Raw genomic sequence first — 16,591 nt, forward strand, 5'->3', positions numbered from 1 at the left:
CATGGCTTGGGAAAATTTAGCAGAACCTATAAGGAATCGAGTCGAAAAGTTTAAAACGGTAAATGGGTCTATTAACATATCCAAATTAGAGCAGCTTACTGAAACTTACTTTCAGGAACTCAAAGATCTTGAATATTTTGCGCATGAGTTTGATGGAACTGATCAGTTAACTTTAAAAGGATGGCTGGAAAAGATTAAAGCCAGGTTAAGATCAGTTATAATAACCTCTATAGATCCTGATACTGTAATTAGCGATTCTGATAATTATGAGCGATGGATTAATGAGGAACGTATCGGTGAAGACAACTGGCATTATTGGAAACGATATGCACAGTATTTGAAGAAAATTGGAAGACCTACAGATGTAATTAAAAGTACGGGAAAAAGCACGAAGGAAATTATTGAAAGGCTTGGCGATCCAAAAAAGCAAATTGATGAATTGCAAAAAGGTTTGGTTTTAGGTTCAGTACAATCTGGTAAGACAGCGAATTTTAACGGCGTTTTAAACAGGGCAGTTGATGTCAAATATGATGTGATAATTGTGTTTTCCGGTATCATGGAAGACCTTCGTGTCCAAACACAAAAAAGAATAAATAAAGATGTTATTGGTTTAGGAGAAGTTGCTGGCCAGATTAACCAGCCAGTGGGAGTTGGGGAAATCGAGCAGTTCGGTAAAGGTGGAATTTATCAGGTAACGTCTATTACCTCCACAATAACTGACTTTAAAAAATCATTGATTGATGCCAATTTTGATTTTAGTAATCAGAGAATACTAGTCTGTAAGAAAAATGTTGGTGTTTTAACCAACCTTATATACTGGCTTAAATCATCAATGAGACAAGGACAAGATCAGGTTGATATGTCGCTTCTTGTAATTGACGACGAAGCTGATAATGCGTCTCTTAATAATCTGGGACATAAAGGTTTTGAGTACGCCAGCAAAGTTAATGGCCACATAAGGGCCTTACTTAATCTTTTTAAGAGAAAATCCTATTTAGGTTATACAGCAACTCCGTTTGCTAACATCTTGCAAGATCAGAATGAAGGTAATAATAATCTGAATGCCTGGAAAATTCCCTATCGATATAACGGATCTGTTATGGAATTAAATTGTTCACTAGCTCCAAGCCTGTTCCCTGACAAATTTATTTATAAGCTATCAGCACCCACTTCTTATCTAGGCCCTCAAAAATTTTTCTCAAATGGCAGAGAATTGGAAGGAGATAGAAAGATTCCGTTGGTTGAAACCATTCCCACGGTCGATGAAGATCCTATACTGAAGGTTAATGAAGATTTAGAGCTCCGGAAATCATTGGCAGATGCAATTGACTGCTTTATTTTGTCTATTGCTTTGAGGGAATCCAGAATCTCTGTACTTGAGTCACTTCCTGGGTATACAAAACATCAATCGATGTTAATTCATATATCCAGACTTATCAGTGAGCAAAATTTAATAGCTGATAAAGTCAAGAGATATGTTAAATATCTAAAAGAAGCAATCAATGATGATCGCCTGAATGATCCAAATGGAATTTATGAAAAGCTGAAGCTTCAGTGGAATAGATTTTTTGTATATCAGGTAGAAAATATCAGTTCATTTCTACCTGAAAGTTATAATAGAGATGGTCTGATAGCTAAAAAGTGGGATGATATTTCCGAGCTTTTACCTCGTGCTGTAGCGAACATAGAGATCAGAGCGATTAACTCAAGTACTGGGTTAAAACTTGATTATCCTGATAATGCTTCATTGAAATATATTGCGATCGGTGGAAACCGACTATCCCGTGGTTTCACTCTTGAAGGGTTGACCATTAACTATTTCCTCCGTGATACAAACTACTATGATACTTTATTGCAAATGGGCAGATGGTTTGGCTATCGCCCCGGTTATATTGATGCGTGCCGCCTTTTTATTGATTTTGATACTGAGTTAAAGTACAATTATATAACTACGGCTTTAACAGAACTGGAGGAATTAATTGAAAGTATGGAGGTTAAAAGGCTTACTCCTAAAGAATTTGAATTAAGGATAAAAAAGCATCCAGATGTTTTGAAAATTACACGGCAATCCATTTTAAAGAATGCTAAAGAAGTAAAATTATCATTTCAGGATGAAGTTCAACAAACTACAGTGTTTGAGATTGATAGTGTGCGTTTAAAAAATGCCTGGGTTGAGTTTAAACTATTATTCAAAGATCTAATATCATACTCCGACGACTCTGACAAGGATTTTTATTTGTTCACAGTTGATAAGGAGATTTTATATCGTTTTTTTGATTTACCGAATTCGTTCAAGAAGAATGAAGTAATGTGGAATCACATTAAGACTTATATTAATGTATGCAATGAAAACGGAAAGCTGAAAAAATGGCGAGTGGCGATAAAAAGGACTGGTAAGGGAAATCCTATTAATGAAGATGGTATTTCACTTGATTTGACCCAGCGAGGTGGTCCCACGAAAAAAGAAGGGGAGTACTATAGACAATTGAAAAATGAAATGATATTTAGTGCTTCAGGTAAATCAAGAAACATTATGACGTCTGGTATTGATCAGGCTGTCGGCTTATCAACCAGGTCGATTGAAGAAACAATAATTCTCTTTCGAAATCATAAAAGAGAGAAATTCATTAAAGACGGTCTTAGCGAAGCACAGGCCTCGGAAGAGGCGAATAAGACAACCCTTCCTGGTTGGATTTTCAGGAAGATGAGGTCTGAAGAAGAAGGGCTGCTATTAGTATATCTTATGGATCTTAAAATGATATTTAAGGATAATGATTTAGAAGCTGCAGCTCGGGAAAAGAATATTGACTTATCTATTCCATTAATCGGATACGCATTAAGCTTTCCTGAAATCACCAATGATCCTGGAGCAACTTACTTAGCAAATGAAGTTATTCCAGCTGAGGAACCGGAAATAGTTGAGGACAGTGAAACACCAGAAGATATAGATACTGAAGTTACCGAAATAAATTGAAATGATCTTAAACTGGGCAGCACTTTATGAAGATCATTCCGATCTTCCAAGGACTCTCTTTTTTGATGAGAGTTCATTTATATATTTTAGATATGGTCTTAATGAACAGAATCAACGATGTCTGTTTTTTCATTTACCTAGAGACTCTAACAGGTTGCCGGTGATACCTATATTACTTTCAAATTTAGGGTTAGAAGAACGGCTATATGAGGGGAAAGAAACTTTAGTATTATACCTGTTAAATGAAGATTTCCGGAATCAGTTCGATGATTTGATTACCGATATCGTTAACGAAACAAAAAATGTTCCTGAGGCAAATTTAAAGCAAACATTCATTTCAATTTGTAATAAGTGGTTTGAGTTTCTTCAACCAGGGACGACGAGACTTACCGACCAGGATCTAAAAGGAATTTTTGCTGAGTTAGAATTTTTAAAGTATCTCTTATTAGGTTCAGGTTATCCATATAATGAAATTTTGGACTCTTGGAAAGGGCCATATGGTAAAGGTCATGACTTTGAACTTGGCGAGAATCATTTTGAAATAAAGGGAATTGATTCTTCTATGGAAACAGTTCATATATCCAGTGAGTATCAGCTTGACTATCTTAAGGGACAAACATTAATTCTTGTGGTTTCTAGATTTGCAGATTCTCGGGTGCTGGAAAATGTAAGTTCGCTTATTTCTGACATTATTGGAATTTTGAGGTCCCAAACCGGAATAAAAATCAGACTATTCTGGAGTGCACTACATAAAGCAGGAATCGACTGTTCAACATTAGAACTGTACCGATTGCCAGGCTTCTATATACATCAAACCGAATACTATAAGGTATCCATTCCCGGTTTTCCGTCTCTTACTCGGTCATGTTTACCTGATAGCATAAGAAAGGTACATTATGAGCTGGCCTTAAATCAAATTGAAATGCATAAAATACCCAGAATAGACTTCCATTATGACGCTTAATGAGTTAAACTCCTACTATTCGTCTTTGATAAGTAGTATCACCACAGACGATAAAACTATCAATCGTACCGGTCTTTTGGATTATGTGTTGCCCTCCTTAAATGCTTCAAGATTAACTGACTCGGATGAAATTGACTATTCTTATTACCGGCTTGAAAAGGAAAATGTAGAGATAGATGGTTACACCTTTAATGAATCAGGTGAAAGGTTACAGATTTTCCTTTCGAATTTACTTTTGCCTGGTCAAGGTGATATACATATTTCAAGAAAAGATTATTATGATTCATATTTTCTGAAGGCGAAGAATTTTGTCACCCGATCAATTAAAGGTTATCTTAAAGAAATTCAAGAAAGTGATTCCGCAGCAGTTCTTGTAAGGTTTCTGGAAAACTCCCAGTCATTGAAACAGATTGACGTCATAGAGATTTTTCTCATATCTAATACAATCTCTATAGAGCCGAGGGGGCAACAACAAACACCAAAGGCTTTTCAGTTCAATGATGAAGAGATGATAGTAAAGATTTCGAACGGGAATACTTCTGTCCAGAAAAGCATATCATTTAAATTTCAACTTATAGATCTTAATCGGATTTATAGCTATGAAATTTCAGAAGGAAACTCAGAGCCCATTGTTATAACTTTTGAGCCACCATTACACGCAATTAAAGCTGCTGATGATATGAAAGTGTTTGAATCATATTTAGCAGTTATTCCAGCTTCAAAACTGGTGGAATTCTATAAAGATTATAGCTCTAGGCTATTGGAACGGAACGTCCGCTCATTTTTGTCCTTCAAGGGCGCTAATCAGGAAATGAAAAAGACACTTCAGGAAAGTCCTGAAAAATTCATTGCATATAATAACGGCCTTACTATTACATCTACGTCTTCAGAAATTATTTGTGAAAACGGTATATCAATGATCAAGTCTTTGACGGATTTCCAGATAGTAAACGGGGGACAGACAACAGCTTCTATTTATTTTTCTAGTAAAGAAGGTGTTGATATATCAAAAGTGAACGTAACCGCTAAAATTAATATTGTAAAATCTGAAAACAGGGAAGATCTGGATGACCTTATCTCAAATATTTCTAAGTATTCAAACTCTCAGAGTAAGGTTTCTTCTGTAGACTTAAATTCCAGAAGTACACATCTTGTTAGAATAAAGAAACTGTCTGAAAGCATTACCGATTCTTCGGGGAAAAAGTGGTTTTTTGAAAGAGTACGTGGTGAGTTTAATACCTTGTTGAGAATTAATCCAAAACAAAAGACTCAAATTGAGAAAAGCTATCCGAGGTCGAAAAGGTTAAGCAAAGAACAATTAGCTAAATACTTCGTTGCCTGGGGAAATAAGCCCCACCTGGTGCGAAAGGGTGGTGAAAAAGTATTCAGAGATTTTATGAGTTTCATTCAGCTAGACCATAAAGGAGTGCCGGTTGCTCCCGAAAATTTAGATCGTGCATTCTACGAAGATATGATAGCAAAGGCAATCATCTTCAAAGAACTTGAAACTATTTATGGATCAGGACCTAATGCAATTGGTCAAATAAGGTCTACTGTTGTGCCATATGCCATTTCAATTATCCATACTTTAACATCCGTTAGAAAGGTTAACAGATTTGATCTGGGCCGTATCTGGGCAGAACAAATCTTGCCAGCAGACCTGAAGGATTTTTGTACGGATTTGCTACGATCAGTTCATGACTGGTGCAAAAAGTATAGTAAGAGTGATGACGTTGGGGAATATGCTAAGAAAGAGGAGCTATGGAAGGATATATCAAGTAGTGTAGAGTTTAAGAATCTGACAGAGCAATCTGAATTAAAAAAACTGCTGGATAGATATTTACTGGATGATCATGCTTTTAAAAAACGTTATCAGATAATTGAATTATTTGATTTCTCACAAATCATGGAAAATGCGCGTATCCATAGCAACGGAGCTGCTTTTTATAATAGAATACGCTTAAGCTTTGATACGCTTTTAAGTGAACATGAAAAAAATCGATTTGCTCAAATAGTCCAAAAAATCCAGGTTAAGCATAACCTGGAACCAGGCTTGATTGAATTCGAAAAGCAAAAAGTTAGAATGCTCCAGGAGGATAATCCTGAGTGGTTCCTTCAGATAGATTTAAACTCAGAGGGAAGTCTTTTAGAGGCTGTAGATTGTATTACGAACATTTACAATAAAAACGACGGCCGCTATAAAGAAGCCTTCGAGGCAGAGACTATAAAAGCTTTGAAAAAAGGATTTCAGGAACAAAAAGCAGTAGGTTTTAAAAATATTGGGATTTCAATTTCAAAAAATGCGGAGCCTTTAATAACCGACCTATATAAAGTTTCTGAATATCTGATGCACAATGCCCAAGCTTAAAGCAAATGACAGAAAAATTAAGAGAAGCCATTGAAGTTTACGGTGAAAATAACAGCAAGTTCTATAAACGGATATCTGCAAGTGATGCGGGTAAATCTGGTGGTCATCAATCGGGATTATACATACCGAAATCAGGTGCTAATTTGATGTTTGAAAATGTTTGTTCGAAAGGTAAGAATGTAGACAAGATTGCAACAATTGACTGGTTTGAGGATAGCGAGAGTCCCGGTTGCAGATTTATTTATTATGGGCAGGGTACAAGGAATGAATTTCGGATTACCAGAATTAACAAGCGGTTTGAGATTGATCAGTTTATTGTACTAGTCTTGATTAGGAAAGGCTACTATCAAGGCTTCACCTTTTTAGACGAACTTGAAATAGTGCAGTTTTTGTCGAATAACGGTTCTTAGAAATATCTTAAAATTCATCAGGATAAATACAGCTTCTTAAATATGATTGTTATTAATACAATATACATTATTTAGTTATTTTAAAAATCCTTGTTTCACCAACGCCCTTTGTAAATTTATTTGCATCCATTCTTGAGGTTGAAGATACCGCACTGATTCACCTTATAAACGGCACTGGCAACCGTTTGTAATTTCGATCCCGTAATAGCTAGTTCAAAACTAAAGTTCTGATTGACGAAGAATTCTGATATTGGAGGGAAAGGTATTCCATAATAATATCCTGAAGACTGTCAGAACCGAATTCACAGATTTTCGCATGATTTCAAAGGTAGACAGAACAGAAAGTCTTAATCTTCAATAGCACTCCACAAGTCTTTGAAAACAATTTTTTTATCAGCAACCTTAAGTTCTACTGGAAGGGGACGTACAATTACCACATCGTTCTCCTGAAATTTTAAAGCTTCGAAAATTTTTTTAATAGCTCGATCCGTTGGGCCAATCTCAGACCGATTCCTCACAAACTGTGGCCAACTTGCAACCGTCAAATTCTCAGATGTTATTCTGTAACCATAACCTTGCATTCTGGCGAGACTTACTGAAATGCCAAAAAGGTAGATAGCCTTTACTGGCCTGCCTTTAATTGGGCGTAAACCAAGTCGTTTATACAATTCGTTGCTGTTGTGTATCTTGACCCATTTGGTAATCTTCTCTGCCCACTCATCAAGATCCTGGGTAAGGTTACGAGCTTTACTACGTAGCTTTTGTACATCATTGAAAAAGTAGTCTTGCCACTTAATCTGAAACAATGCAAGGTCGCCAGCAAGATTATCATAGACTATAGCATCAATGTCAGTGATGACAATATTGTTTTCCCTTAACTTAATATTACCGTTTATAGTCTGATATTTATTTCCCAAAAATAGCGCATACAGATACTTTCTAATCCAATCCTCTCTATGCACAGAAATGTTATGTCTAACATTTGGGTCACGGTATTCCAAAAGAGGAATTATGGAAAAGAACGGGTTCCTTATTATGCTGGATACAGGACGTAGAACAAAACCATTACTCATACTAATAAGTAAAGGCATAAATTTCGATGTATACCCTTGAAGTAAAGAAGATTCTTGTGCTTTAAACGTTATGATCTCAAGCGCTTTCGAAACCACTTCACGCGAAAATCTATAAATACTGGTAATATCATCGATAAACGATTCTGAATTCGTCCAAATTGTAAGGCTGCTTGGTATTGATATTTCTGGATAGTTGTTAGCAGCGATTTCTATAAATTTCACATGCTTTAAATGAAGACTTACAATATAAATCATAACACTCATCAACTCACTACCTTTAATACCGCCAATTGTAGCGTGAGGGGACATACCCGCCTCATCTCTCCACTCCTTAACTTGTCGGGCAGCTAATACCATGAAATGATTATCGACCTCCAATATTGCCTCGTAACTCACTATTTTTCCCAAGGGGTGGTCATGTGGCTTTAATAATGGTAACATTAAATCGTCAATATCTTTAACTAAGTGGTTAGAAAAGGGTTCATTTCTATCAAGTGAAAGAAAGCTGCCTAACCGATAAAGAATATTACTTAAATTTCCTCTTTCAACGAGTTCCCACCCAGCAAAATGCCTCTCAGAACTTGAAATTATTTTTTGATTCAGATTTTTAAGATTTGAAACTTCCAAAAAATCCAGAAGTTGGGTATTACCGTTATCCGTTTTACAGAAAGTATAGGTGTTTCCGATTTTATTAACTGTTATGAAGCCCAATTTTAGCATTTCTGCTGTTCGTCTTAACAAACTCGTACAACCTAATGCATATAGAAGACTAATTGCATTTTCTCTTGTTTTTTCGGTAGTAGGAAAAATTGAAATTTGATTAATGTTGATAGACTTAAAAAGGTGGCTGGCAGCAAGATTCCAACCCATTTGAATAATATCAACGAAATACTGACTAGAGGCTTTTTCGTCACTTCGACCCTCTAAACTCACGCTGTAAATGTCATTAACCCTAATAGTTTCAATGAAGAGCTGGAAGCGAGTGGCGGGATCTTTTGGTAACTGGATCTCAATTTTTTTGAGTTCCTGATCAGCTAGGATAACAAGTTCTTCGGAAATTTTATTCGAGTCCATAAACAAAGTTCTTCAAATTTCCAACGGATTTGATGTCCCTTAGGCTTTCTGATAAAGCTTCCAATTTTTATTGTTGGGATGGTTTTCAATTTTAATTAGCCCTTCTTTGGCGAGAGCCTTTAGGGTGTTGGTGAGAGACGAGCCTTTATAAGTCCATCCATATTCAGCCTTTATAAAATCCCGAATTTCTTTTATCTTCTGAGGTTTATTTAAAAAGTTAGCTTTTAAGACCCTCTTTTTTATTGCATAGTTTATTGTAGGAGCTTTTTCTAAATATTCATATGCGGTAGAATTGTGTGCTTTGTGGAACCTTGTGATTTGGCTTCTGAGGACGTTTTCATTCGGGCAAAGGAAATCTTTGCCATCCAAGTCTGTAAGTTCCAATCCAAAAAAATACCCTACAGCGATTATTTGATCTATTCCAAAGCTCGCCTTTCCACCCTCTATCGTTGAAACGCTTCCATTTGAAATGCCTGTTGCAAGAGCAAGGTCATGTTGTGACATGCCTATCTCTTCGCGGAGCAGCTTTATCCTCTGGCCTAATTTTTTCCGTTTTGCAATGATCAACGCTTTCAATAAACAAATAGAATCTTCTACTTGATTTAGTTTTCATTAAAATTTTGTATGTAATTAAATCATTTATATATTTGAGTATGAATAAATGATGTATAAATAAATATATAAAGATGTACCTCAAGATTGAGGCATAAACAAAGAGTCTCGTTCTCCAAGTCTGACAAAAATGAACGCGGGACGGTAGGTTATGCCCATGTCTTAGGTAATGCTATATTTGGCATTGCTATAGACTGGGTTTCCTATCGTATTGCTGTGTTCAAGGCGTCAGACCCCGGGGAAACAGCAAGATAGGATCCCATCTATAGTATTCTATAGAAGTTCCCTCCTTTGCAATAGGCTCATTGATAATTTATCAAAATGAGTGTAAAAGGCCACACCTTCGAAAATCCGTTTAGCAAACCACTCCCTGTGGCTCATCAAATCGGTGTGCTCAATTGTGTACGATGCCTTTCAATACTCTCTCAAACATTTAAAAATCCATTAACCTCCACTCTTACCACCATTCAATTCACTTTAATCAAGCAACCCCCTGATTGAAGATTACGGCCGTCGGCGGCAGGGTTCCAGTTTAGTTGATTGATTATTTCCCTGCCTGCCTCGGCCTTTTTTATTTGCCCTTCGCCCATCGTCCTTCGACTCTCCCGATGAAAAATCGGGACAGGCTGCTCAGGACTTCGATGAAAATCGCGATAGGAAGGTGAAGGTGACCTAATCAATTTCTAACCTAACCAACCAAGAAAATGAAAGCAAAAAACAGCTTAAGGGGCATGTTATGGCCTTTGATAAGCGCAATATTCAAACTCAAATACCGGTTTTTTAATAGCAGGAGGCCACAAAAACCTAATAAGAACCCATTTAATATGGATCTTGAAAAGGTTGCCGCAGATAGCAGGCGCATTGCCGAAAAGATGCAGGCCGCGCAGCTGCTGGCAGAGGAAAGTAAGCTTCAAAATAAATCACCTTCAGGTAGTTTTCCGGGGGACCAAAACAATAATGATCCGGAGAACGGTCGCGTTCTCTGTGGCTGGCGGGAGGATGAGGATGATCGTTTCGATGTTAAAGATTATTCATTTACCTCGTACCGCCAGAATCCATACTGTGATCAGCATCCCGAAAAGATGAAGGCGATTATGAAAGCCTTTTTCATGGCGGATCATGATGCCGCACAACTCGAGCAATATGAGTTGGAGAATGGGAGGGTGCAGCAGCTGGCAATTCAGAAACCTGCGATGACCTTGAGACACGCTCTTTACCGCGGGCTAAGAGCGGGCCTGGTGTTGCTTATCATTATGGGTGGACAATCAGGTAGGGTAAAAGCACAGGAGCCATCTCTTCAGTCGGGACTGGCCAATCAACTGATCCGGGGAACGGTAACAGATGAAAGGAACGAGGCGCTTCCTGGTGCCTCCGTACGGATCAAAGCAACCCAGGTAACTACGGCAACCGATCAAACAGGTGCATTCGAGTTGGCTGGTTCTTCAAACGCCGTGCTCATCGTTTCTTTTATCGGGTATAAAACACAGGAGATTCGGCTGGCAGGTTTAAAGCCACCTTATCGGATCATACTTCAAACAATTACCCAGCAAATGGAGGAAGTGGTAGTAAGTACCGGATACCAGGAAATACCACTGGAACGGGCTACAGGTTCCCTTGTAGGTATCAATAAAGAATTGTTTAACCGGCAGGTATCGACCGATGTGATCAGCAGGCTAAAGGCCATTGCCCCATCGCTTTTGTTTGATGAGGGGAGTGGAAAGACGAAATTAAGCATTCGTGGCCGCAGTACCATCTTCGCCAATGACCAGCCTCTGATCGTGGTCGATAATTTCCCTTACGATGGGGACATCAATAATATCAACCCGAACGATATTGAAAACATTAGCATATTAAGGGACGCCTCGGCAGCATCTATCTGGGGAGCAAAGGCCGGTAACGGGGTGATTGTGATCACGACCAAACGCGGCAGCCAGAATCAGCCCTTAACGGTCGAATTGAACTCCAACGTCAATGTGACGGGCAGGCCCGACCTTTTTTACCAGCCGGCCATATCCAGTTCAGATTTTATCGATGTAGAGCAGATGCTTTTTGGCCGTGGCTATTACGATACCGATCTGAGCAATACGACTGCCAGTCCGCCGATATCGCCGGTAATAGACATCCTGAACATGCAGAGAGCCGGTCAGCTATCTCCCGCGGAGGCAAGCACCCAGATCAATGCGCTGAAAAGCCAGGATATGCGTAATGACCTGGACAAATACTTCTATCGCAACGGAGTGAACCAGCAACATGCCTTAAGCTTCAGGGGCGGCAGTACTCAATCGAACTACTATGTTTCTGCCGGTTATGATGATAACCTTTCCAGCTCTGTAGGAAATGGGTATAACCGACTATCCTTAACCGCAAGGCAGAACTTCAGCCCGGTTAAAAACCTGGAGCTGTCTACAGGCATCACGTATGTGCAGAGCAGCAATGAGATCAATAATACGGCGTCTGAGATCTATACCGGTGGCCCGTCCGGTAAGCTGATGTATCCTTACGCCAGACTGGCTGATGAACAGGGGAATCCCTTGTTTGTAGCAAAAGATTACAGCACTTCATTCAAAGACGCGGCCACAGGGCTTGGCATGCTCGACTGGCAATATAGTCCACTGCAGGAACTCGGGTATGCCGACAATAAAAGCAAACTAAGCGACAGCAGGATCCAGGCTGGAATCAAATACCAACTGATACCGGATCTAAGTGCGGAAATAAAATACCAGTACGAGCGGCAATCGGTTGATGGCCGCGATCTTCGCAGTGCGGAAAGTTACTTTGTGCGGCATATGGTGAACCAGTTTTCTGCGGTTAACGGCACCACGGTTTCACGCAATATACCCGCCGGCGGATTCTTAAATCAATCCGGCAGTATGCTCAATGCGCACAACGGTCGGGCACAGGTAAATTACCGGAAAGACTGGTCGGTTAATAACCTGGCGGTGTTGGCAGGAGTGGAGGTACGGGAAGTTAAAATTGACGGTTACCGAAACAGGCTTTATGGATACGACGCTAACCTGGGATCCTCTATGCCGGTAGATTATCTCACCGGTTATTTGCTGTACCCCAGTGGATTTGGGCTGATCCCTTCCGAAGAATCCGTTAGCGGCCTTACAGATCGTTTCCGGTCATATTTTGCCAACGCTTCCTATACGCTTAAAGACCGTTACACCATTTCAGCCAGTGCCCGCCTTGATCAGTCCAATTTTTTCGGCCTGAACAAAAACCAGCGGGCCGTCCCTTTGTGGTCTGCAGGGTTGAAATGGACCCTGGACCGTGAGTCTTTTTACACTATTTCGTGGCTCCCTTCTCTGGCCATGCGTGCCAGCTATGGTTTCAATGGCAACATCGATAAGTCAGTGACCGCATTAACGACGGCATACTTTAGTTCAAATATTTTAACCGGCATGCCAGCCGCCGGTATCAGCAATCCTCCGAATCCTGATCTCGGGTGGGAGAAGACAGGCATTTTTAATTTAGGCGTTGATTTCGCGGTTAAGAACAATGTTGTAACCGGCAGCCTTGAGTACTATCGTAAAAAGGGAGTCGACCTGATCGGCAATAGTCCGCTGGATCCAACCAGTGGCCTGACTTCTTACCGTGGGAACGTAGCAGGCATGAAGGGGCAGGGGATAGATGTTCTTCTAAACAGTATCAACGTAAATAAGAAACTCCGGTGGGAGAGTTCGCTACAATTCAGCTATACAACGGATGAGATCACCCGTTATGATGTAACTCCGGTCTTTGCAGGATATATGGCCGATGCGAGTTTGGGTGGCGGTGCTTCGTTTTCGCCTACTGTCGGCAAACCTCTCTTTGGCATTTACAGTCGTCGCTGGGCGGGCTTGGATCCGCAAACCGGCAATCCAAGGGGATATGTGAACGGCCAGCCAACATCCGATTATTCAACTATAAATGCAACGGCCGGGAGTTCCTTAGACAGCCTGGTCTTTCATGGCAGAGCCCTTCCATCAATATTCGGCGCATTGAGAAACACCGTCAGCTTCCGTCGCTGGTCGGTATCGGCCAATCTGAGCTACCGCTTCAATTACTATTTCAGAAGAAGTTCAATAGAGTATAGTTCCTTATTTAAGAACGGCAGGGGACATAGTGATTACGTTTTACGATGGCAGAAACCGGGCGAAGAAGCATTCACCGATGTTCCTTCTCTCACGTTACCGGCCAACGAAGCAGGCGACAATTTTTACCGGAATTCTTCAGTTTTGGTGGAAAAGGGTGATAATATCCGGCTCCAGGATATAACTCTTGGATATGAACTGGATAGGGAACGGTACAGCAAATTGCCGGTTCAAGCTGTCAAACTCTACCTGTATTTAAACAATCCTGGAATTTTATGGCGGGCGAACAAGGTGGGTATTGATCCCGACTTTCCGCAAATGCCCCTCTCCCGCAGTATTGCCTTTGGTTTAAGATCAACTTTTTAATCAGATTAAATATGAAAACAATATTCACTTATACCGCAGTAGTGCTCATTTGCATAACTGCAGGCGCTTGTAAGAAAGATTGGCTTGAAGAGAAGAGTGATATCTCGCGTATTGTGCCTACCACCCTGGAAGATATGCAGCTCCTGCTCAATAACTCTGTCCTGAACCAGAATTTCACCAGTCTGGCTGAAGTTTCTGCAGATAACTTTGTATTCAGCCCTGCATTACAGCTTTCCAGCTCGACCATAGAACGGAATGCTTACACCTGGCAGCCAGATGTTTTTATAGGCGTTGGGGATATTCTTCAATGGAATAATACTTATAGTCAGGTATTCATTACTAACGTGGCTTTGGAAGGATTGGAAAAAATTAAAGCAACCCAGGGTCAACAAACGCAGTGGGATGATTTGAAAGGGCAGGCGTTATTCTTTCGTGCAAAAGCCTTTTATGATCTCCTGGTGATATTCACTAAGCCCTATGACGTCGCTACGGCCGGTTCCGATCCGGGTATTCCTTTAAGGTTAAAGTCAGATATCGCCGCGCCTACCACAAGAGCAACTCTGCAGGAAAGTTTTGACCAGGTGATCTCGGATCTGAAGCAGTCTATTGCGCTATTGAAGGAAACGCCTGCACATAAAGCTCACCCCTCAAAGGCGGCCGCTATGGCTTTCCTTGCCAGGGTACATTTGTCAATGAGTCAATATGATGAAGCTTTAAAGTATGCTGACGACTGCCTCAACAAGTACAGCACCCTGATAGACTTCAACACGTTAGCAGTCAGTGCTGCAAATCCGTTTAAGGCATTTAATGATGAAACATTTTATTTCTCACGTCAGGCGCAGGTAAGTTCTATTCCGGCCAGTTGGATCGCTCCGGATCTGTATAATTCGTATAGCCCGAATGACCTCCGAAAGGTGCTTTACTTTAAATCTGCCAGTGACGGTTTTTCTTTCAAAGCCAGTTATACAGGTAGTACTACTTTATTCGGCGGATTTGCCAGCAACGAATTGTACCTGATCAGGTCAGAGTGTTACGCCCGAAAGGGAAATATTCAGGCCGCCATGGATGATTTAAATAGATTGTTGCTGAAGAGATATCAAACTGGTTCTTTCATTCCATTAACAAGCGTCTCTGCTGACGAGGCATTGAAGTCCGTACTTCTGGAACGCCGGAAGGAACTTATCGGAACAGCGCTTCGATGGCAGGACCTTCGCCGCCTGAATCATGACCCAAGATTTGCCACTACCCTCATCCATTCTGCTAATGGTCAGGAACATGTCCTTCCTCCCAACTCTCCAAAATACACTTTCCCAATTCCTGATTATATAATCAATGCAACCGGGATTGCTCAAAACCCACGGTAAAATGAAAATCATGACAAAATTAAAGGTGATTCTTATGGGATTGCTGACCGGTACACAGCTTAGCGTCATAGCCCAGGACCAGGCACTTCATATCGGCGATACCATTCCTGATCTGGAGATTACAGGTATATTAAATTATCCTTCTTCAAGCATTCGGCTCTCTCAGCTGAGGGGCAAGGCCGTTATTCTGGATTTTTGTAACACTTCCTGCAGCTCCTGCACAGAGAATATGCCCAGGTTGATGGCGTTAAAAAAGCAGTTTTCTGGGCAACTGGAGGTGATCAGGATCACCCGTAACACGGAAAAGCAGTTAGACGTCTTATACAAACGGTCAGAAATCGCAAAGAAAAGTAAGCTGCCTGTTGCCGTAGCAGATACCCTGTTCAGTAAGTTTTTCCCAGTTAAAATGCCTCATCATGCATGGATCGACGCAGAGGGCGTGGTAAGGGCTATCACCAATGCCCGTAACACAGTTCCGTCCAATATTTTAACCCTTATAAAAAGAGGTGAAATCAATACGACACCGGTCGCATACCTCGAATCTTTTGACACCAAAAAACCCTTATTTGCTGACAGCCGCATCAATTTGAGCGAGCATGCAAAACAATACTCTATGATAACAAAGTACATTGATGGAATTGATGCCCGGCTTGGATTTTCCGTTGATGCGAAGTCCGGAACCTTTACGCGGAGAGCCTTTTATAATCTGCCCTTGAGGTTACTTTTTAAACTGGCTCATGGCGGATTTGATGATAATCGATTTGGTATCCCTTCTGATAACCGAAAGGTGATCCTTCAGGTTAAAGATACTACGCGTTTTGTCCCACCCGCAGATCGAGCGAAGGTGGTACCCTGGGAATGGAAAAACTATTGGTGCTATGAAGGTCAGGTTACAGAAGACAATTCGGGCAAATTGGCAACAATCATGCAGGCTGAGTTAAGCAGCTATTTCAATCTTGATGCAACTGTTGAAAAGCGACGTGTGACAGGTCTTGCCCTGGTTAAAATAAACAATAACAAAGGTCTGCAAAGCAAGGGCGGCTATTCCCGTGGCTCATATAACGTGCAGACACATGAGTTTGCAATTCAAAATTCGGGCGTAAAGGAGCTGGTTAGTATCCTGGAAAGTATTTTTGAATCTTCCATTATAGTAGATGAAACCGGAATTGATCATAAAATAGACATTTCAATTTACAAATCAAATGATGTTAGGATCGTCCGAAAGGCCCTTCAGGCTTATGGGCTGGATTTAGTGGAAAAGCAAGTAGAAACCGAAATGTTGGTGATAAAAGATAGAATGTAAGGTAAAG

General features: G+C 40.4%; 9 protein-coding genes. 7 read left to right on the forward strand and 2 right to left on the reverse strand.

Annotation, left to right across the window (positions count from 1 at the left end; genetic code table 11):
• Position 1: 1 nt before the first annotated feature.
• Genes AC1MCB_RS16760 through AC1MCB_RS16775 form a run of 4 tightly spaced genes read left to right on the forward strand, consistent with a single transcriptional unit; the run spans position 2 to position 6,716 of the window.
• Positions 2 to 2,974 (forward strand): Z1 domain-containing protein, encoded by a 2,973-nt coding sequence (locus tag AC1MCB_RS16760; protein WP_479965865.1) that lies wholly within the window; start codon positions 2 to 4, stop codon positions 2,972 to 2,974.
• A gap of 1 nt (position 2,975) precedes the next feature.
• On the forward strand, positions 2,976 to 3,938 hold the full coding sequence (locus tag AC1MCB_RS16765; RefSeq protein WP_479965866.1) for a PD-(D/E)XK motif protein: 963 nt from the start codon (positions 2,976 to 2,978) through the stop codon (positions 3,936 to 3,938).
• Positions 3,928 to 6,306, forward strand: a complete 2,379-nt coding sequence (locus AC1MCB_RS16770; RefSeq protein WP_479965867.1) for an AIPR family protein — start codon at positions 3,928 to 3,930, stop codon at positions 6,304 to 6,306. The genes AC1MCB_RS16765 and AC1MCB_RS16770 overlap by 11 nt, the downstream gene beginning before the upstream one ends.
• A gap of 5 nt (positions 6,307 to 6,311) precedes the next feature.
• Complete coding sequence (locus tag AC1MCB_RS16775; RefSeq protein WP_479965868.1) at positions 6,312 to 6,716, forward strand: EcoRII N-terminal effector-binding domain-containing protein; 405 nt, start codon at positions 6,312 to 6,314, stop codon at positions 6,714 to 6,716.
• Between the two features lie 347 nt (positions 6,717 to 7,063).
• On the opposite strand, the gene AC1MCB_RS16780 is transcribed toward AC1MCB_RS16775, so the two are convergent.
• Together AC1MCB_RS16780 and AC1MCB_RS16785 are read right to left on the reverse strand one after the other, a co-directional pair.
• Positions 7,064 to 8,863, reverse strand: coding sequence for a hypothetical protein (locus AC1MCB_RS16780; RefSeq protein ID WP_479965869.1), 1,800 nt, complete (start codon positions 8,861 to 8,863; stop codon positions 7,064 to 7,066).
• Positions 8,864 to 8,902: 39 nt separating this feature from the next.
• Positions 8,903 to 9,430, reverse strand: coding sequence for a helix-turn-helix domain-containing protein (locus AC1MCB_RS16785; protein ID WP_479965870.1), 528 nt, complete (start codon positions 9,428 to 9,430; stop codon positions 8,903 to 8,905).
• 749 nt (positions 9,431 to 10,179) lie between these two features.
• Here AC1MCB_RS16785 and AC1MCB_RS16790 point away from each other — a divergent pair.
• Genes AC1MCB_RS16790 through AC1MCB_RS16800 form a run of 3 tightly spaced genes read left to right on the forward strand, consistent with a single transcriptional unit; the run spans position 10,180 to position 16,584 of the window.
• Complete coding sequence (locus AC1MCB_RS16790; protein WP_479965871.1) at positions 10,180 to 13,917, forward strand: SusC/RagA family TonB-linked outer membrane protein; 3,738 nt, start codon at positions 10,180 to 10,182, stop codon at positions 13,915 to 13,917.
• A gap of 11 nt (positions 13,918 to 13,928) precedes the next feature.
• Entirely contained in the window at positions 13,929 to 15,281 is a 1,353-nt protein-coding gene (locus AC1MCB_RS16795) for a RagB/SusD family nutrient uptake outer membrane protein (RefSeq protein WP_479965872.1), read from the forward strand.
• Between the two features lie 10 nt (positions 15,282 to 15,291).
• Complete coding sequence (locus AC1MCB_RS16800) at positions 15,292 to 16,584, forward strand: TlpA family protein disulfide reductase (RefSeq protein WP_479965873.1); 1,293 nt, start codon at positions 15,292 to 15,294, stop codon at positions 16,582 to 16,584.
• Positions 16,585 to 16,591 lie beyond the last annotated feature (7 nt).

It is taken from the genome of Daejeonella sp. AP26, assembly GCF_056680515.1.